The organism is Bacillus cereus group sp. BceL220 (genome assembly GCF_051776965.1).
Classification (GTDB): Bacteria; Bacillota; Bacilli; order Bacillales; family Bacillaceae_G; genus Bacillus_A; species Bacillus_A cereus.
Genome location: NZ_JBPWBC010000003.1, coordinates 292,343 through 312,439, shown reverse-complemented (window position 1 = coordinate 312,439; position 20,097 = coordinate 292,343). Strand labels below are relative to the sequence as shown.

Sequence of the window (20,097 nt, the reverse complement as noted above, 5' to 3'; positions counted from 1 at the left end):
TTATTCCCCTTTCGCTTCAAGCTTTTTATAAAGATCGATAAACTCTGCTGCTAATTCTTTCACTGTAATCGCATTCATTAAATGATCTTGTGCGTGAATTAAAAGAACACTAACCTCTGTTTTTTCTCCTCTTGCTTCTGATTGTATGAGCTCTGTTTGGAAATGATGCGCTTCATTAATCGCTTCTTTCGCCTTTACCATCGCTTCATCTGCTTCTACCATTTTCCCCTGTTTGGCAAATTGAAGTGCCTCCATCGCAAAGCTTCGTGCGTTACCACTATTTAAAATCAATTGGAATGGAATTTGTTCTGCTGTAGTCATCATAATTACCGCCCTCTCTATAAGGTTCAACCGATTTAAATACCCCTTCAGTTTGAACATGTCTATTAAAGTATGAATTTATTAATGATAGTTTAGTATTCATATAGATGTTTTTCATCTTTTTGAACATGATATAAAGGTAATTGTTCTCACAGGTATCGTTGTCTATGAGAACAATTACTATGTTACATAGGTAAAGAATTACTATTACCTTGTGCTGCTGCTTTTTCAGTACGAACAACTGAACGGTCACATAACACAACGAATGGATAATAAATTACCATTGCAATTACAAAGTTGAATAACTGTAGAATTGCACCAGAAATATGTCCACCTGTTACAAGATAACCACTAATAATTGGTGGTGTTGCCCATGGAATCATCACAACTGTTTTTGGTACCCATCCAATAGATATAGCTGTATAGGAAGTAATTACTAATACAATTGGTGTTACGATAAACGGTAAGAATAAAATTGGATTTAAAATAATTGGTGTACCAAAGATTACTGGTTCGTTAATGTTAAATGCACCAGGTCCAATTGATAAGCGAGATACACCACGTAATTGTGCACTTTTTGCTACGAGTAATACCACTACTAAGAATGCTAATGTCGCACCAGAACCACCAAGGTATACGAAAGTATCAAAAAATGGTTTTGTAATAATATTTGGAACATCAAATGCAGATGTACCACCTTTGAATAAATTCATATTTTTCTCTAATGCCGGTAAGTATAATGGCTCAATAATACCACCAACGATATTTGGCCCATGTAAACCGAAGAACCAAAGAAGATGAACAAGGATTACAATGATAATTGCACTTGGTAATGTCCCTGCTAAACTTTGCAGTGGTGATTGAATCGTATTAAAAATAAATTCATGAACACTTGTACCAGATAATTTCACTGCTAATTGAATACCTGCAACTACTGTTAAGATAACAAATGCTGGAACTATAGCTGCGAAAGATCTTAAAACTGCTGGTGGTACTCCATCAGGCATTTTAAAAGTAATGTTTCTTTGTACAAAGAAACGGAATACTTCAGTAACAAGGAGTGCCACAATAATTGCTACGAATAACCCTTGTGCACCTGTCCAAGCTAAGTTCAATCCGCCTTCTTTCGGTGTTGTTGGCGTAAGAATAATTAACGCACCAAATGAAATAATACCTGCTGACAAACCATCAACGCCGTAAGATTTTGCTAAGTTATAACTTGTTGTAAATGCTATGATTAGTGCTAGAATCGCGAAAGAACCAGTCCACATTCCACCGCCAACTTGTTTCCACGTTTCACCAAACAAACCTTTCATGAAATCTTGGAAAGCTTCAGACGGAAAACCGTTAATCAGTGATGCCAGTGCACCAACTAAAATAAGTGGCATAACTGCAATAAATCCGTCACGGATCGCAGCTAAGTGACGTTGCGATCCGATTTTACCAGCGACAGGAACAATATATTTCTCCATAAATGCAATAAACTTTTGCATTTCGCTTCCCCCCTAATTATTTTTTAAGTGTTAATGCGTGATCTAAAACTGCTTCTCCATTCATCATGCCGTAGTGCATTGGATTGATAACGTCGATTCCAACGTTTCTCTCGTCAGCAAGCGTTTTCATTGAAGAGAGCATGTAACGAACTTGTGGTCCTAGTAATAATACATCTGCTTGATCGATATTCGTTTTTACTGCATCCCCAGATACAGCCCAAATCTTGCCTTCTAGACCGCGAGCTTTTGCAGCCGCTTCCATTTTTGTAACTAGTAAACTTGTAGACATCCCTGCTGAGCAACATAATAAAATATTCATTTGAAAATCCCCCTTGTGTAGTATAAAAAATTTATGTTTATTTATTTTTCTTTACGCTATTTATTAATGCAATTAGCGTGCCAACTTTTTAAAACCACTAAAATCAGTGCTTTTTCGAGCATTTTCTTTGTGTGTTAACGCTTTCAATTAGTGTGTTACTCAAAAAACACACAGTGTGTTATAAAACAACACGCTTTTAACACATAACTGTATGAAAATAGATTAGTGTTTAGTTGTCTAGTTATGCTTAACATAAAAAAACACTAAAAAAATCTTTCATCGTAGAATCTAGTAAAAAAACAACATGCTCTTGAACACACTCTTCTATCTATTGTCCAAGCAAATTCTACTAGATTACATAGAATAGAGTAAAATAACACAATTCGAAAGGAGATTCCTATGCCAAAACATAGAAAACAAAGCAAAATAAAGATTTATAGAATAAAAAGCTATAAAAAAGACAAGCGTTCTGAAGTAGACTCTGACAAATTTGAACTAGAACAGCAGGACAAGCACGATACACAAGACAAACAAGATGAACAGGATAAACAAGTACAATCAGAAAATGTAATTATAGTACCCACAGATTCACACAACTTAGATGTGTGGGATGAAATTTCTCTAAAGGAAATACAAGCTGGTGAACATACAAATTTATTTAAAGAAAAGAGTAATTATCAAAATATTAATTTAGTCCAAGTAAACGATATTCGCTTATACTTGGACAAGCAACTACAATTCAGCTCCGTCGATGAGCAAATTTATCATGAAGCACTTGTACATCCAATTATGTCAAAAGTAATTGATCCAAAACGTGTTCTCATATTAGGCGGTGGCGATGGTCTTGCTCTGCGAGAAGTTTTAAAATATGAAACTGTACTACATGTAGACCTTGTTGACTTAGATGGATCGATGATTGATATGGCTCGTAATGTTCCAGAATTAGTTTCTTTAAACAAAAGTGCATTTTTTGATAATCGTGTAAATACACACGTATGCGATGCAAAAGAGTTTTTAAGCTCTCCTTCCTCTTTATACGATGTAATCATTATTGATTTCCCAGACCCAGCGACAGAGTTGTTAAGTACTTTATATACAAGCGAACTTTTTGCTCGTATAGCTACATTCTTAACAGAAGATGGCGCATTCGTCTGCCAATCTAATTCACCTGCTGATGCACCTCTAGTATACTGGAGCATCGGTAATACAATTGAACATGCTGGACTAACTGTGAAAAGTTATCATACAATCGTTCCTTCTTTTGGAACTGACTGGGGATTTCATATCGCTGCTAATTCTGCCTATGTACTAGATCAAATTGAACAATTATATGTAGTACCAACTCCTCGAACCTTGCCTGCTCTTCTTTTTCCTTTATTTCAATTTAAAGAAGAACATCTAGAACAACGCAACCTCGCTCTTTTAAATTCAGAATCGAACCTTATCCTACATCAATGCTACAAACAGGAAATGAAGTTTTGACGATATTATAGTAAGGAGTGTTGCCTATGGAATATTCTACTTTTGGCAAGCATATAATAGTAGATTTATGGGGAGTAGATTTTTCTCTACTAGATGATACGCACTTTTTAGAATATCATTTAGTTACAGCTGCAGATTGCTCTGGTGCCCATGTTTTAAACGTAAGTAAAAAAGAATTCCAGCCATATGGTGTTACTGTATTAGTGTTATTATCAGAAAGCCATCTTTCCATTCACACTTACCCGGAACAAAATTTTGCAGCTATTGACTGTTATACTTGCGGTACAACCGTTGAACCACAAATTGCGATTGATTATATCGTAAATATATTAAAACCGGAGCGGATGCATATAAAAAGATTAATTCGTGGTATAGGAGAAATTGTTACTGCCGATTAATTATAACTCTTACTCATCCGGAAAAAGGAGGTTTGTAAATACCATCAGTGGGATAAACATTCCACTGATGGTACAGGCATATACATAAAGTGAAACTTTAATTAGTGGGGGTTTTGTTCATCTCCCACTAATTATTAGTTGAACCAATCGGGCCTTTACGGACAGTTAAGCTCCCTCCTAACTTCCTTGCTCCAGCCACATTTTGAGGTGGGAGTTTTACTGCCCGTTAATGCGGGATAAAAAAACCTTGCATAAGCAAGGTTCATTCATCCACCGACATCTTCCTATATAACTCTACAAACTCACTCGCTAATTCTTTCACTGTAATTGCATTCATTAAATGATCTTGCGCGTGTACCATTAAAAGAGTAACTTCGGTCTTTTCGCCACCAGCCTCTTTCTGGATAAGCTCCGTTTGTACACGGTGCGCCTCTTTTAATTCCTCTAGCGCTTCTTGTAATTTAGCTTCTGCTTCTGTAAACTCCCCACGCTTCGCACAATCAATTGCTTCCATTGAACAACTTCTCGCGTTTCCTCCATGCAAAATTAAATGAAAAGCTTTCGTCTCTATCGTATCCATTTTACTTCTTTACTCCCCCTTTTCTTCTGCTACTTTTTGTTTATCCCATATTTTTAAGAACGGTAAATAAATGAAGAATGCAAGCGCAAAGTTGACGAGTTGTAAAACAACACCTGAAATTTTCCCACCCGATCCTAAATATCCACTGAAAAGAATAGGTGTCGTCCAAGGTACAGCCGCCCCACTCGGACGTGCGACCCATCCCCATTCCATTGCAAAGTAAGAAACAATTGTTAACACAACTGGAACCAATATAAATGGAATTAATAAAATTGGGTTCATTACAATTGGCATACCAAAAGTTACCATCTCATTAATATTAAATATACCAGGCGCGATTGACAATCTCCCTAAACTTTTTAATTGTTGACTTCGTGCAAATAGTAACATTCCGACAACTAGAGCCAGCGTTGCACCAGAACCGCCCATATAAATCCATAAGTCAAAAAACTGTGCCGTAATGGTATTTGGTACATCTTGCCCAGCTTGAAAAGCAACTCGATTTTGATCCATTAACGACAACCAAACAGGGCTCATTACACCACCAACAATAGTAGCACCATGAATTCCACAAGACCAAAGAACATGAACGAGAATAACTGCTATTATTGCGCCCCAAAGACTAGCACCAAGTACACTAAGTGGTTCCTGTAAAATTTGTCCTACAATATTATGGATACTGCCAAAAGAAGTATTTTCTATAATTAAGCGTAAAATCCAAATAACTGTTACAACAATAAAACCTGGAACAAGTGCCGCAAATGAACGCGTGACAGCTGGTGGAACTGTCTCTGGCATCTTTATAATTATCTTTTTTTGTACAATAAACCGATAAAGTTCAGTAGATATAAGTGCAATAATCATTGCTACAAATAACCCTTGGCTTCCCATTAATGCAGCTGGGATAACGCCTTCTACAAGTACACTCTCTTTTGTACTTGGTATAATATATGCAACTTGAAATGGAGTCGCAAGTAAAAACGTCACAAGCGACAATGCCCCGGATGCTAAAGCATCCACTTTATAATACTCTCCAAGCCTGTAAGCGATTCCAAAAACAGCTATTAAAGCCATTATATTAAAAGTTGCACTAACTGGATACCCTAAAGCTCTCTGCCAATTCTCACCAAACAAACCTGCCATAAACTCGTTATATCCCGGTATCGGCAGTGCACTAATAATGAGGAAAAACGATCCAATAATTAAGAAAGGCATCGTTAAAATAATTCCATCTCGAATTGCTTGTAAATGCCTCTGCTCTGCAACCTTCCCTGCCACCGGCATCACATACTTCTCTAAAAACCGTATCATCTATCCCACTCTCCTCATGGTTTCATTGACAAAGCTGCTTGCAAGATAGCTTCTCCATTACAAAGTCCGTAATGGACGGATTGAATAACATCAACAGGTACCCCTTTCTCCTTACATAATTCTTTCATTTTCGGTAATAAATAACGTACTTGCGGTCCAAGTAAAAGGACATCAGCTTTATCAATATGACTATTCACTTCAGAACCTGATACTGCCCAGATTTTCACTTCTATCCCTCTTGCCTCTGCTGCTTTCTCCATCTTTGTAACAATCAAACTGGAAGACATTCCCGCTGCACAGCAAAGCAAAATATTCATTCCGCTTCCCTCCCCCTTTTTCTAAACCTAAGTTATGGTGCATCCCCTGCCACCACTAGGTTACAAATATATATGTCTAGATTTCCTGCTGTATGCCGAGCTTAAAAACAAAAATTTCTTGGTTTTCACGCTATTCCATTTATCCGTATTCTCCTAGTAAAGAGGACTCTAACTCGCTATAATGATTCAGTATGATTTTTTAATTGATAGGAGGATATATTTATGAAGGCATATCGCTTTCCACTTATTTTATTATCTTCTATCCTAATTGGTGGTTTCATTGGTTATTTCATGGGTGCCGATGCAGTTGCTTTAAAGCCGCTTGGTGATATTTTCTTAAACTTAATGTTTACGATTGTTGTACCTCTAGTGTTCTTTAGCATCGCATCGTCTATTGCTAATATGGATGGATTAAAACGTTTCGGTAAAATTATGTCTAGTATGGCTGGGACTTTCTTATTTACAAGTATTTTAGCTGCTATTTTTATGATTATTGTCGTGAAAGTATTCCCGCCAGCACAAGGTGTTGTACTAGAACTAACACAACCTGACAAAGCCGGCAAAGCTGTTAGTGTTGCAGATCAAATCGTCGGTATTTTAACAGTATCTGACTTCTCGAAGTTACTATCTCGTGAAAATATGTTAGCTCTTATTTTCTTCTCTATCTTAATGGGGATTGCAACTTCAGCAGTTGGCGAAAAAGGAAAGCCATTCGCTACATTCCTACAAGCTGGTGCAGAAATTTCAATGAAAGTTGTATCTTTCATTATGTACTACGCTCCAATCGGACTTGCTGCTTACTTCGCAGCATTAGTTGGTGAATTCGGACCACAACTTCTTGGAACTTACTTCCGAGCAGCAATGGTATACTATCCAGCTTCTCTTATCTACTTCTTTGTATTCTTCACGTTCTATGCATACCTTGCAGGTCGCAAACAAGGTGTACAAGTATTTTGGAAGAACATGGTCTCTCCTACAGTTACATCACTTGCAACTTGTAGTAGTGCCGCAAGTATTCCAGCGAACTTAGAAGCAACGAAGAAAATGGGTATTTCTTCAGACGTTCGTGAAACAGTTGTCCTTCTTGGATCTACACTTCATAAAGATGGATCTGTTTTAGGCGGCGTATTAAAAATTGCTTTCTTATTCGGTATTTTCAACATGGAATTCGAAGGACCGAAAACATTAGCAATCGCACTTGTTGTTTCTTTATTAGTAGGAACAGTAATGGGTGCTATTCCAGGCGGTGGTATGATTGGTGAAATGTTAATCGTATCTCTATACGGTTTCCCGCCAGAAGCATTGCCAATTATTGCAGCAATTAGTACAATCATTGATCCACCTGCAACGATGTTAAACGTAACAGCAGATAACGCTTGTGCGGTAATGACAGCTCGCCTTGTAGAAGGTAAGAATTGGATCAAAAACAAATTTGCTTAATAGATAGAAAGAGGATGCTCGTTTAGAGCATCCTCTTTTTGTCGTTATTTGTTGATAAGTTGATATCTCCTCTCGCCACAAATTTGTTACAATCTTCACAAATATTCCACATCCATTATCCATTCTCCGTACTATAATCATGTATGGAAAAGGAGATGGAAATAATGACTCAAAGCGCACCAGAATTTAAAGTTTTGCAAAGCATTGCATTTCTCGCTGTTGTTTTGCAAAGTTCCTTATTATATACAATGAATCAAGGAAATGTCTTACTTGAGCAATCTCTCATTATGGGCATGCTATTCAACCTTGCAAAATTCTCAGCACCAGCATTCATATTTATCGTTGGATTTCACTTAATTCGTCACTATACGAAGCAATTAGTATATAAAGAATATATTTCTGAAAAAGCGACACACTTACTCATTCCTTATTTCTTTTGGTCTATTCTTTACCTATTAACAACAAACGATCTTATTACATTACAAAGTGGAATAAAAAGTTTATTACTCGGAACAGCCGCGCCCCATCTTTGGTACGTTATTATGATGTTCCAAATTCACTTATTGTTCCCTTTACTATGCACACTTTTTTATTGGTTTCAAAAACGAACAGAAAATAAAAAAGACATATATAAATATATGACCTTTTTCGCGTGCCTATATTTTCTATTAATGTGGTTCTCTTCTCACTATATTTTTAATGGAGAAAAATTAACAAGTTCAACAATTTTACATTATACAGATCGATCATTTCTATTCTACTCATTCTATTTCGTTATGGGTGGCATTGCCGCTGTAGCACTAAAAACTTGGCGTCTATTCGTCATGAAACATATCCCGCTTATAACAATATTATTTTTCATCTTATTTTTATTCATCAATTATGAGTTGTTTAGTTTTCACGGAGCAAACTCTATTCATTTAACTGTTTCTACCTATTTAAAACCATCTATGTTTTTATATATCGTATGCGAAATTATCATACTGTATGTGTTATCTATTATGATAGTACAGCGTCGTGGTTTCTTATATAAAACGTTACGTTTCATTGGAAATTACACGTATGGTGCTTATTTAGCTCACTTATTCTTCTTGCAACTATGCACAAAGTTTCTTTCTTTATTCACACTGCAAGAAAATACTATATTATATAGCCTATTACTATTTGTGTTAACGGCTATTATCTCTATTTCAACAATGGTCATTTGTAGCACAATACCATTTCATACTTGGATTACAGGGCCTTCTCCTACAACAAAGATGAAATGGACGAAGGTTGTATTCCGAAAAAATCATAAAAAACTATTCAAGCCATATATTTGATATAATGATACGCATATAAAAAGAAAGCGAGAGACACCTATGATTAATCAAGTTGGACAAATTATGCTATATGTAAATAACCAAGACGAAACAGTACAATTTTGGACAGAAAAAGTAGGGTTCCAAATCATTGTGGAAGAAAATAACGGAAACGGATTCCGCTGGATTGAAATTGCACCGGCGAAAGAAGCAGGAACAAGCATCGTCCTTCACGATAAAGCGTTAATCGCGAAGATGCAACCTGAACTAAACCTTAATACGCCTTCCCTTATGTTCTTCTCAAATGACTTAGACCGTCTATATAAAGATCTTTCTGAGAAAAATGTCACAGTTGGACAGGTTGTAGATTTACCTACTGGTAGAGCATTCAACTTTGCTGATAATGAAAATAATTACTTTGCAGTAATGGAACGTAAATAAAAAAGAAGCTATCCGAAAAAATCGGATAGCTTCTTTCATTTTAAGAAACTTGTTCTACATTCGTTTCTCTATGCTGTATATGGCTCGTAATCCAAGCAATTCCACCGGCAACAACGAGATAACATAACAATATTAAAATTTGCATTTGTAATTGCGACCAATCTCCTAAAGAGATAACATCTTGTAATCCTCTAAGAGAATGAGACATTGGGAGAAACTGTCCAATTTTGCTAAGAACAGCTATGTTTAATTCTCCTGGGAAAGTACCTCCGCTCGTCGCTAATTGCAGGACAAGAAGGGTTACCGCTAAGAACTTTCCAACAAGACCAAATACTGTTACTAACATAAGAATAAATGTCATGAACGTAAAGGAAATAACAATACTTGATAAAACAAAGAGTGGCACACTGGCAACTGCTAATTTCATAACACCTAGCACAACTACATCTACGAGTAGCGCTTGAATAAATCCAATTAAATATACCAATCCTAGTTTATTAATAAAATGTACCGTTCCGCTTACCTTCATATTTTGTCTGCGGCCAAGAGGTAAAATATTCGATGCCATAATTCCGCCAACATAAAATGCAAGTGATAAGAAATATGGCGCAATGCCTGAACCGTAGTTAGGAACGTCAGAAACTGTTGACTTCACTAACTGAACTGGCTCTGAGAACATCGTATTACGTGCATCATCATTACGAACATCCGCTATCTTCTCTGCGCCCTCTCCCAATTTCGTAGAAAGTTCTTTCGCACCATCATCCAGTTTAACAAGTCCATTTGTTAATTTACCAGCACCGTTATTCAGCTCCGTTCCACCACTCGCAAGCTGGTTTACACCTTCTTGCAGGGATGTAAATCCATTTCCCCACTTCGTAAATCCATCAGCCAAATTCGAAGCACCATCTGCTATCTTTTGCGTTCCAGCAGTAGCTTCATTTAACTTAACTCCGAATGTATTTATGCCTTCTTCAATCTTATGTTGACCGTCAGTAAGCTTCTTCGCACCTTGTGTCAATTGTTGTTGGCTATTATTTAAAGTACTTGTTGCTTTAGCTAGTCCATTAGACGTAGCAACAATTTTTTGAAAAGCGGGATCTTGCTGCACTTCTGGATGATTTTTCACGTACTCTTCTAATTGTTGTTTTACACTATTTGCCGCATTGTCCGCTTTCGCTTGCCCTTCAGCAAGTTTTTCATTTCCATTCACCCATTCATTTGTACCAGCACTTAATTCACTAATTCCTGATTGTAACGTTTTTTCACCTTGTGCTAGTAATTCCATACCACTATGAAGTGATGTCGCTCCTTGACTCAGCTCATTTGCTCCCCCGGTTAAAGCAGATTGACTGGATGCAAGCTTTTCACTTCCTTCTTTCAATTTCGATGTCCCATTACTTAAACGATCAATACCATCCGCAAGCTGATTCGCTCCATTTTTTGCATCGGTCGTTCCTTCATGTAACTTCTCAGCACCATTACTTGCATCACTCAATCCTTGTGCCAAATCTTGAAACTTTGAAAAGACACCTTCTGTATAAGATTTCGTAATACTATTTGAGATTTTTGTTTTCATATTTTCAACAGCTGTCGTTCCAATTTGAGCTGCTACAAAGTTTTTACCTGGATTTACTTTGTACTGTAACTTTGCTGGCTCTGGTTTCTCATCCATAAGTGTACTTACCTTTTTAGAGAAATTCTCTGGAATCGTAACAACCATATAATATTTATCTTCTTTTAACCCTTCATCAGCATTTTTTTCTGATACGAAATGAAAAGCCAATTCCTTATTCTCTTTTAAATTTTTAACAAAATCGTCTCCTGCATGAATTGTTTTTTCATCCATCACAGCACCCTTATCTAAATTCACAACTGCAACAGGTAATTTATCTAATTTTCCGTACGGATCCCAATATCCAGCCAAGAAGAATCCTGAATAAATTAACGGAACGATTAATAAAAAAATTAAAGCGATACGTCCATGTTTATGGTGCCACATCGCTTTCCAATCTTTAAATATAAGTTGAATTCCTTTCATGAAACATACTCCTTCTCCTAATTTCAAACCATTACAATGGTTTAACAGATTTACTATACACGTCACTTTCCATACTGTATAATACATCTTTAATTATCAATTCATTCCTTTTGGTCTATAGAAAGGAGATTCGAAATGGAACTGCTCCAGTTAAAATACTTTCAGACAGTTGCACGACTAGAACATATGACAAAGGCAGCTGAAGAATTGCATATCGCGCAACCTTCACTCAGCAAAACAATCGCTAGACTCGAAAAGGATTTAGGCGTTCCTTTATTTGATCGCCAAGGCCGACAGATTACTTTAAATTCTTTCGGAAAAGTATTTTTAAAACGGGTAGAACGTATTTTTCATGAATTAAGTGAAGGGGAACGAGAAATTAAAGATTTAGCCGAATTACAACAAGGCTCTATTACAATGGCCGTTTCTATTCCAAGAATATTACCAGAACTACTAGGTTCTTTTTTACGAGAACATCCTAATGTTCGATTCCAGCAATTTCTTGCGTCTACTCCTTCTATGAAACGACAACTGGAAAATATGGAAATTGACTTTTGTCTTTCCTCTGTACCAGTTGAAGGAGAAGAAATTGTTTGGGAACCACTTATTACAGAAGAAATTTTCTTAGTCGTTCCTTCAGGCCATCGGTTATCAAACCGCGAAAGTATCCACCTGCATGAAGTAAAAGACGAACCGTTTATTAGTATGAATACTGGCTATGGATTTCGGCACTTAACGGATGAATTTTGTAAAGAAGCTGGTTTCACTCCGCATATTGCTTTTGAAGTCGATGAACCGACAGTGATTAGCGACCTCATTAAGCAAGGTCTCGGCATCGCTTTTGTTCCAAATTTAACTTTATTAAAAAACTCTACTTTAGCAGCAAACAAGTTGCGTATTATTGAACCCGCTTGTAAGCGAACCATCGGATTAAGTTGGTCAAAAAAACGATACTTATCAAAAACAGCTCAGCAATTCCGTGAATTCGTGATTGACTACTTCTCTAATATTAGGACGCAAAATTATATCAACCAATAAAAGGTGCCACCCTCATATGGTGGCACCTTTTATTGGTCACTCTTTTTTAATTCCATTTCAGCTAAAAGTGGTAGTACATTATCAAAAATATGCGTATTATTATTTTCACCTGTTACATATCCACCATAATATCTACTAAATACGTTGTCATTTCGGAATGTGGACATATGATCATACAATTCCTTCGCAAACTTTGTATCACCTGTTTGTAGTACGTACAAAATCGTTAGTCCATACGCGGCTGGCGATTCATAATTCACAGTTTGTTTTCCCGTTTCTAAATTGTAACGACCGTATAGCTTTCCATCCTCCTGGAATCTCTTCTTTATAAATTCCAAATAAGCAGCTGATGAAAGACCACCTAAACTTCGATGATATGCAACGTATGATTGGTCAATAAGATTCACTTCTTTATCGTACGTAAATGTACCATCTTCTTTATATTCTTTTGGGAATGCCCAGCCATGCCTTGGATAATCCGCTAAAAATTGAACGATTTCCTGATATTGCTGAGCAGAAACTTTACCGTACTTCTTCATATAAGAGAATGCACGCGGATTTATGTATGATGTTGTTACAAAATTATTTTGTTTCCCTGCATCTGCGTCATAATAATCAACATAATAATTATCTTTTTTATTATAACGAAGTACAGCATCACTTAATTGATCGGCAAGGTTTTTATAACGCTCTTCCTTATACATTTCATAAGCACGATATAATTGTTCTATAATACGAAGATCATCTATAAGTGCATTTGTAGCTGACTGCCTCTCTCCCTTTTCAGAGAGTTTCCATAAAACGATATGATTCTTATATACGAAATTATCTTGAATAACCTTTACTTGCTCATCAAATAACGCCTGGTCATCTTTATCAAGTGTATATTGTAACCATAATCCCGCCGATTCTGATAAAGCTTCACGTCCCTTTGCTTCACCCGTACCTGCCTTAGTATCTACTAAACGATACGTGGCAAGCGTTCCATTTTCATTCACCATATGTCTTAAAATAAAATTTTCTGTACGGTTTCCTTGTAAAGCTGACCAAAATACAATTCCACCTAAAGCGATTAAGAAGATAACTCCAATCCCTATATATAAACGTTTCCGCAATCTTTTCACCTCCCTAGTAAGGCTAACCTTAATTTTATCAGAACATACATAAATTTAAAAAAGACAATCTATTAGATTGTCTCCCCCATTTCTATCCCCCACAAACCTCTTTAGAAGGTTTATATAGCGATTGTACAAGTCGATCATATTCACGACGTGTAATTTCTTTATTATATAGCTTCAATAATAAATCTCTATGCTCTTTTGAAAATGCCATCTTTTTAATGACTTCAGGATACATAAAACACCCTCTCCATTTCACATAAACTTCTTTTTCGAAAAACAGAACTTATGTTCGCATAAAAGATTATAAAAGATTCCTGCGCAAAAAACAAACAAAATATAAGCAACTACTTATTTCTTTCTATTCAAAATATTACAACATTATATTATCATATTCACTTTTTAAATACATATATATTTTTGGTAGTTTTTTTGAATAAATCTTCCAATTCAATCAGAAAATAATGGCAAAAAAGAAGAGGAGTTTACATATGGATACGGTAACATTAGCAAGAGCATTTTTTGGTTCTTCATTAGCATTCCACATTATCTTTGCAACACTTGGCGTTGGACTTTCATTGATGATTTTTATAAGCGAAATACTCTATCACTGGAAGAAAGACTCCGACTATGCCATTATGGCGAAAAGATGGACAAAGGCGTTTGCTATTCTTCTCGGTGTAGCAATTCCAACTGGAACAATTGTCGGTGTGCAAATCTCACTTCTTTGGCCTGGTTTTGCCAAAATTGTTGGGCAAGTTATTTCTGTTCCCTTCCAAATTGAGATTTTTGCCTTCTTTTTGGAGGCTTTATTCATGTCGATTTACGTATATGCAGCCGATAAACTTCCTCCATTTATGAGATTAATCTCGCTATTTTTCGTCATGCTTGGTGCCACGGCATCCGCCGTTCTTATTACATCAGCAAATACATGGATGAATACACCAGCAGGATTTTCAATGAATCCAGATGGATCTGTTTTTAACGTTGATCCTTGGAAAGCTTTCTTTAATCCGAGTTTTGGCACAAGTGCATTCCATGTCGTTATTACGGCTTATGCAACTGGTGCGGCTGTCATTGCTTCTATCGCTGGATTTAAATTATTGAAGAAAAATTTAAGTACACGTGAAATTGCTTATCATAAAAAGGGGCTACTATTAGGGCTTGTCGTGACATTTATTACAGGCGCTACGATGTGGCTTTCAGGGCACGAATCGGCAATCGCCCTACATAAACACTCACCTGAAAAACTTGCATCTGCTGAAGCTTTATTTGAAACGACATCACACGCACCGCTATCCATTGGCGGAGTTGTGGATCCTAATACACTTGAACTAAACTATGCACTTGAAATTCCAAACATGCTTAGCTTATTAGTGGGACTAGACCCTAGCACTGTCGTAAAAGGTCTAAATGAATTCCCACAAGAAACATGGCCACCATTTTATACACATACACTGTTCAACTTAATGGTCGGCACTGCTGCGTTTACCTTTGCAGTTGCAGCAATTGCTCTCTTATATTGGTACTTCGTTTACCGAAAAAAGGGGACAGAACTACCGAAGTGGCTACTTTGGGGGGCTGCCGCATGCGGACCAATTATGATGCTCGGTATTGAATTCGGATGGATTTTCAGTTGTAGCGGTCGTCAGCCATGGACAATTTATGGTATGCAACGTACAGTCGATGCTTCTACTCGCGCTGATTTCGTCGGTCCTTTATTTGTTTTATTCATCATTTTATATATTGGACTCGCTATTTTAACAGTCTTTGTTCTACGGACATTCTTTAGAAGACATCCATTAAAGAATGATTTACAACACCAAGGAGGCGATTCTCGTGCATGAGGAAAGTATTGCAATCATCATCTTATGGGCCCTTATTTTCGTATACAGTATATTAGGGTCCATCGATTTTGGAGCTGGTTTTTGGGGCATGGTATACGCAAAACATCCAACGCTCGCTGCCAAACTTGCCAATCGGTACTTATCACCAACTTGGGAAGTAACAAATACGTTTCTCGTTTTCGTCGTTGTCGCATTTCTCGGCTTCTTTCCGAAAGCGGCCTTTACTCTTGCAACCGTTATGTTCGTACCAGTTATGTTAATTTTAGTACTCGTTGCAGTACGTAGTACATTTATGGTATTTGCTTACTCCTTGCCAAAATATCAGTACCTTCTTCGGGTTATTTCAGGTATTACTGGTCTCTTAATTCCAGCACTATTAATTACCGTTTTACCCGTTACAGAGGGAGCGTATATTACAATGTCTGAAGGAAGAGAAGTACTCCTGTATGGAAAACTTCTTTCTAGCCCGGTTATCTATTGTTATATGCTCTTCGGACTAACGTCTGAACTATTTCTCTCCTCTCTCTTTCTTGCTGATTTTGCGAGAGAGCAAGGTTCAGAAGATGCATACAAACTTTATAGAAGGAATGCCATCATACTTGGCCCTGCAACACTTGTTACGGCGATTATCGCTCTCGTTGTAATGGATCCAGAAACACATTGGCTTATGCAAGGATTAATAAAGCAATTCCCATGGTTTACAGTTTCTATTGTTCTATTCGTTATCGGATACTCGTCCCTTTGGTGGACAAACAAGAAGTATAACACACTAGGATTCCCTCGCATTGCTGTTTTAGCTGTCGTCGCTCAATATGCATTTGCAAGCTATGCTTACGGGGTCGCGCATTTACCGTATATTATTTATCCTGACGTAACTGTATTTACAAGCTTTACAACGAAAGAAACGTTCTATGCACTGCTCATTCTATACGCAATTGGGATTGCAATTTTATTACCAGGATTTATTTTCTTCTGGAATTTATTCTTGAAGGATCGTACTTTTTTGAAGGAAAAATAATATAGCCTTGGAGTCTGTTCCAAAAGGTATTTTGGGATAGACTCCTCTTATTATATTTTGTCGTTAAGTCGATATATTTTAAAAATTTCCGATATAAATCTCATTTCCTACCTTACTACCCAATCGATTTATAGACTCCTATCACAATAGTTATTTCACTACTAGTGACACTTGTCCTTTAGCATGAAAAACACATATTCGCTTCATCTCGTTATACGTCTAGTTCTTCTTATTTTTTGCTGAATATACTACCAATATAAACTTGAGACAAGCTACATCTGTTTAAGGGAAAATAGAAAGGTAGGCAAAATATGAGCATTGAAATATGGATTACTATTATTGTATTCTTCTTAACAATGATTGTTATCTTTTGGCGGCCTCGAGGTTTAAATGAGGCGTGGCCAGCAGCAATCGGTGCTGGCATTATCCTAATTACTGGACTTGTGTCAAAACCAGACGTCATAGATATTGTTAGTAAAATAGGAGGAGCCTCCATAACAATATTAGCGACTATTGTTATGGCAGTTATATTAGAAAGCTTCGGCTTCTTCCATTGGTCCGCAGCGAAACTAGCAAATTTAGCAAAAGGGTCCGGTCACCGTTTATATTGGTATATTCAATTACTATGTTTTCTTATGACTCTTTTATTTAATAACGACGGCAGTATTTTAATTACAACTCCAATTTTAATTCTTCTTCTAAAAAACCTTCAATTAAAACCACATCAACAAATTCCTTATTTATTAAGTGGCGCTTTAATCGCTACTGCGTCTAGTGCACCAATTGGTGTAAGTAATATCGTAAACTTAATTGCATTAAATATCGTTAATATGACTCTTTATATGCATACTGCTATGATGTTTGTACCTGCAACATTAGGCTTATTATTTATGTCATGGCTCATGTATACAGTTTTGAAGAAAAAACTTCCGAAAAAATTACCTGTTTCTTCATATGATATTGAAGAAATTTTTTTCACGAAAAACTTCCATCCACTAAAAGGAAATAATTCTGTTGATACGAAACAAAAACGGACAAGATTCATGTTAAAAGTATTAGGTTTTGTCTTCCTTATGCGCTGTCTTCTATTCGTTGCATCCTTCTTATCCATACCAATTGAAATCGTTGCGGTACTCGGTTCACTCGTTCTTCTCATTTGGAGATGGTACTACTTACGAACAAATCCTGTCGACATTTTGAAAAAGACACCGTGGCACATTTTAATTTTCGCCTTCTCTATGTACGTCATTATTTACGGACTCCACAACGCAGGATTAACAGCTGCACTTGTACAATGGCTCGAGCCAGTTGTGAATCAGCATCTACTCTATGCTAGCTTTGCGATGGGCGGACTTGTATCCATCCTCTCTAACGTCTTCAATAACCATCCTGCCCTTATGATTGGTACGATCACATTAACAGAAATGGGACTAGATCCAGTCACATTAAAAACAATCTATCTCGCAAACATCATTGGTAGTGACATCGGTTCACTATTACTACCAATTGGTACGCTAGCTTCACTCATTTGGATGTATATTCTGAAACAAAACAAAATTAAAGTAAAATGGAAAGACTATTTAAGTGTATCCCTTATCGTTATCCCGCTCACAACAGTCGTCACACTATTCCTCTTATTCTACTGGGTACACCTCTTCTTTGCCCTATAAACAACAGAATCCCCATTTGCTACCGTCTTAGCAAATGGGGATTCTTCTATAATAAAGTTAGGTACTACAGTGTGATCAATCAAGTAAAGAGGTGTAACGTGTTATTGATATAAATGACTACCAGCTTCTTTAAATTCTTCTGCTTTCTCTTTCATTCCTTTTTCAATTGCTTCTGTCGTTTCTAAATCATTTTCTTTTGCATATTCACGAATATCATGTGAAATTCTCATACTACAAAACTTCGGTCCACACATTGAACAGAAGTGAGCTGTCTTTGCCCCTTCTGCAGGCAACGTTTCATCGTGATATTCCATCGCACGTTCAGGATCTAAAGATAGATTAAATTGATCGCGCCAACGGAATTCGAAGCGTGCTTTTGAAAGTGCATCATCACGCTGATGAGCCGTTTTATGTCCTTTCGCAAGATCAGCCGCATGCGCTGCAATTTTGTACGTAATAACACCCGTGCGTACATCATCTTTATTCGGTAAACCTAAATGTTCTTTCGGCGTTACATAACAAAGCATCGCCGTTCCAAACCAACCGATCATCGCAGCTCCAATCGCCGATGTAATATGGTCATAACCTGGTGCAATATCTGTTGTTAGTGGCCCAAGTGTGTAAAACGGCGCGCCCTGACAAATATCAAGCTCTTTCTCCATATTCTCTTTAATTAAGTGCATCGGTACGTGTCCAGGTCCTTCGATCATAACTTGCACATCATGTTTCCAAGCAATTTTGGTTAATTCACCAAGTGTTTCAAGCTCAGAAAACTGTGCTTCATCATTTGCATCTGCAATAGACCCTGGACGTAATCCATCTCCAAGAGAGAACGAAACATCGTACTGTTTCATAATTTCACAAATCTCTTCAAAATGAGTATATAGGAAGTTTTCTTTATGATGGAATAAACACCACTGCGCCATAATCGAACCACCGCGTGAAACGATACCTGTCGTACGCTTTGCCGTGATTGGAATGTAACGAAGCAATACACCAGCGTGAATCGTAAAGTAATCAACGCCTTGCTCCGCCTGCTCAATTAACGTATCACGATATACTTCCCACGTTAAATCTTCTGCAATTCCGTTTACTTTTTCCAGCGCTTGATAGATCGGTACAGTTCCAACTGGTACAGGCGCGTTACGAATAATCCACTCACGCGTCGTATGAATATTTTTACCTGTAGATAAATCCATAATCGTATCTGCACCCCAGCGAGTAGCCCACGTCATCTTCTCTACTTCTTCTGCAATAGAAGAAGATACAGCAGAGTTTCCGATATTTGCATTGACCTTCACATGGAAGTTACGCCCGATAATCATCGGTTCAGCTTCTGGATGATTAATATTCGCTGGTAAAATAGCGCGGCCTTCTGCGATTTCCTTACGAACAAACTCCGGCTCTACCCCTTCACGAATCGCAACGTATTCCATCTCAGACGTAATAATGCCATTACGTGCATAGTGCATTTGCGTAACATTTGCACCTTGCTTTGCTCTAAGCGGCTTACGATCCATTTGCGGGAAAACAGGTGTATGCTTCGAAGCTACTTTCACACCGTCATCCTCTGGTTTCACTTCACGCCCTTCGTATGCTTCTACATCACCACGCCCCATAATCCAAGAGTGGCGCGGCGTTGGAATGCCTTTTTCCAGCTCGACCTTATACGCAGGATCTGTATAAGGACCGCTCGTATCATACACACGGATTGGTGGATTTGGGACGCCATTCGTTTCGCTTTGTTCAATCTCACGCATCGGTACTTTCATGCCTTCTCGTGGTCCATCCACATATACTTTCTTACTCCCTGGTAAACTCGATTTCAATTCAATTTGCTCAGCTGAAACAGATTGTTTCATAATTTTTGTTGCCCCCCTGTTCGTGACAAGGACGAGATATGGCCAGCGCATGCCAAAATAAAAAGAGCCAGGTCCATAAAAAAATAAGGACCTGGCTCAT

General features: G+C 37.3%; 19 protein-coding genes. 9 read left to right on the top strand and 10 right to left on the bottom strand.

Going from position 1 to position 20,097, the window contains the following annotated elements; translation table 11 throughout:
* The 3 genes from ACS2FK_RS10585 to ACS2FK_RS10575 form a co-directional block, all read right to left on the bottom strand.
* The gene (locus ACS2FK_RS10585; RefSeq protein WP_000989059.1) at positions 1-324 is read right to left on the bottom strand and encodes a PTS lactose/cellobiose transporter subunit IIA; all 324 of its coding nucleotides are present in this window, start codon (positions 322-324) and stop codon (positions 1-3) included.
* A 182-nt stretch (positions 325-506) separates the two neighbouring features.
* Positions 507-1,814: a PTS cellobiose transporter subunit IIC gene (celB, locus tag ACS2FK_RS10580; RefSeq protein ID WP_001168827.1), complete on the bottom strand. Its 1,308-nt coding sequence runs from the start codon at positions 1,812-1,814 to the stop codon at positions 507-509.
* Positions 1,815-1,830: 16 nt separating this feature from the next.
* Positions 1,831-2,133, bottom strand: a complete 303-nt coding sequence (locus ACS2FK_RS10575) for a PTS sugar transporter subunit IIB (protein WP_001023569.1) — start codon at positions 2,131-2,133, stop codon at positions 1,831-1,833.
* Between the two features lie 399 nt (positions 2,134-2,532).
* On the opposite strand from ACS2FK_RS10575, the gene ACS2FK_RS10570 reads away from it, so the two are divergent.
* Together ACS2FK_RS10570 and speD are read left to right on the top strand one after the other, a co-directional pair.
* On the top strand, positions 2,533-3,615 hold the full coding sequence (locus ACS2FK_RS10570; RefSeq protein ID WP_001123950.1) for a polyamine aminopropyltransferase: 1,083 nt from the start codon (positions 2,533-2,535) through the stop codon (positions 3,613-3,615).
* Positions 3,616-3,641: 26 nt separating this feature from the next.
* Positions 3,642-4,013 carry an adenosylmethionine decarboxylase gene (gene speD / locus ACS2FK_RS10565; RefSeq protein ID WP_000456838.1) on the top strand — a complete coding sequence of 124 codons (372 nt, stop codon included), beginning with the start codon at positions 3,642-3,644 and terminating at the stop codon, positions 4,011-4,013.
* Positions 4,014-4,275: 262 nt separating this feature from the next.
* Here the strand turns inward: speD and ACS2FK_RS10560 are convergent, their stop codons facing one another.
* From ACS2FK_RS10560 to ACS2FK_RS10550, 3 genes are read right to left on the bottom strand one after another with little or no spacing between them, the layout of a single operon-like run.
* The gene (locus ACS2FK_RS10560; protein ID WP_000379645.1) at positions 4,276-4,593 is read right to left on the bottom strand and encodes a PTS lactose/cellobiose transporter subunit IIA; all 318 of its coding nucleotides are present in this window, start codon (positions 4,591-4,593) and stop codon (positions 4,276-4,278) included.
* A gap of 9 nt (positions 4,594-4,602) precedes the next feature.
* Positions 4,603-5,904: a PTS cellobiose transporter subunit IIC gene (gene celB / locus ACS2FK_RS10555; protein ID WP_063549069.1), complete on the bottom strand. Its 1,302-nt coding sequence runs from the start codon at positions 5,902-5,904 to the stop codon at positions 4,603-4,605.
* A gap of 14 nt (positions 5,905-5,918) precedes the next feature.
* Positions 5,919-6,221, bottom strand: a complete 303-nt coding sequence (locus ACS2FK_RS10550; protein WP_001023546.1) for a PTS sugar transporter subunit IIB — start codon at positions 6,219-6,221, stop codon at positions 5,919-5,921.
* A 222-nt stretch (positions 6,222-6,443) separates the two neighbouring features.
* Between ACS2FK_RS10550 and ACS2FK_RS10545 the strand changes: the two genes are divergently transcribed.
* From ACS2FK_RS10545 to ACS2FK_RS10535, 3 genes are all read left to right on the top strand, one after another.
* Complete coding sequence (locus tag ACS2FK_RS10545; protein ID WP_000649376.1) at positions 6,444-7,661, top strand: dicarboxylate/amino acid:cation symporter; 1,218 nt, start codon at positions 6,444-6,446, stop codon at positions 7,659-7,661.
* Between the two features lie 164 nt (positions 7,662-7,825).
* A complete protein-coding gene (locus ACS2FK_RS10540) occupies positions 7,826-8,983 on the top strand; it encodes an acyltransferase (RefSeq protein ID WP_000194339.1) in 1,158 nt (385 codons plus the stop codon).
* 39 nt (positions 8,984-9,022) lie between these two features.
* Positions 9,023-9,403 carry a VOC family protein gene (locus ACS2FK_RS10535; protein WP_063549071.1) on the top strand — a complete coding sequence of 127 codons (381 nt, stop codon included), beginning with the start codon at positions 9,023-9,025 and terminating at the stop codon, positions 9,401-9,403.
* A 40-nt stretch (positions 9,404-9,443) separates the two neighbouring features.
* Here ACS2FK_RS10535 and ACS2FK_RS10530 read toward each other — a convergent pair whose 3' ends face one another.
* Positions 9,444-11,444 carry a YhgE/Pip domain-containing protein gene (locus ACS2FK_RS10530; RefSeq protein WP_063549073.1) on the bottom strand — a complete coding sequence of 667 codons (2,001 nt, stop codon included), beginning with the start codon at positions 11,442-11,444 and terminating at the stop codon, positions 9,444-9,446.
* 135 nt (positions 11,445-11,579) lie between these two features.
* Between ACS2FK_RS10530 and ACS2FK_RS10525 the strand changes: the two genes are divergently transcribed.
* On the top strand, positions 11,580-12,482 hold the full coding sequence (locus ACS2FK_RS10525) for a LysR family transcriptional regulator (RefSeq protein WP_000421919.1): 903 nt from the start codon (positions 11,580-11,582) through the stop codon (positions 12,480-12,482).
* 29 nt (positions 12,483-12,511) lie between these two features.
* Here the strand turns inward: ACS2FK_RS10525 and ACS2FK_RS10520 are convergent, their stop codons facing one another.
* Positions 12,512-13,597 carry a hypothetical protein gene (locus ACS2FK_RS10520; RefSeq protein WP_001231675.1) on the bottom strand — a complete coding sequence of 362 codons (1,086 nt, stop codon included), beginning with the start codon at positions 13,595-13,597 and terminating at the stop codon, positions 12,512-12,514.
* A gap of 91 nt (positions 13,598-13,688) precedes the next feature.
* Positions 13,689-13,838: a hypothetical protein gene (locus ACS2FK_RS10515; protein ID WP_000283180.1), complete on the bottom strand. Its 150-nt coding sequence runs from the start codon at positions 13,836-13,838 to the stop codon at positions 13,689-13,691.
* A 253-nt stretch (positions 13,839-14,091) separates the two neighbouring features.
* Between ACS2FK_RS10515 and cydA the strand changes: the two genes are divergently transcribed.
* From cydA to ACS2FK_RS10500, 3 genes are all read left to right on the top strand, one after another.
* A complete protein-coding gene (cydA, locus tag ACS2FK_RS10510; RefSeq protein ID WP_000381984.1) occupies positions 14,092-15,447 on the top strand; it encodes a cytochrome ubiquinol oxidase subunit I in 1,356 nt (451 codons plus the stop codon).
* Complete coding sequence (locus tag ACS2FK_RS10505) at positions 15,440-16,465, top strand: cytochrome d ubiquinol oxidase subunit II (protein WP_000544189.1); 1,026 nt, start codon at positions 15,440-15,442, stop codon at positions 16,463-16,465. The genes cydA and ACS2FK_RS10505 overlap by 8 nt, the downstream gene beginning before the upstream one ends.
* A gap of 311 nt (positions 16,466-16,776) precedes the next feature.
* Entirely contained in the window at positions 16,777-18,135 is a 1,359-nt protein-coding gene (locus tag ACS2FK_RS10500) for an arsenic transporter (protein WP_000021125.1), read from the top strand.
* Between the two features lie 101 nt (positions 18,136-18,236).
* On the opposite strand, the gene thiC is transcribed toward ACS2FK_RS10500, so the two are convergent.
* Positions 18,237-19,997, bottom strand: coding sequence for a phosphomethylpyrimidine synthase ThiC (gene thiC, locus ACS2FK_RS10495; RefSeq protein WP_000814477.1), 1,761 nt, complete (start codon positions 19,995-19,997; stop codon positions 18,237-18,239).
* Between the last annotated feature and the right edge of the window lie 100 nt (positions 19,998-20,097).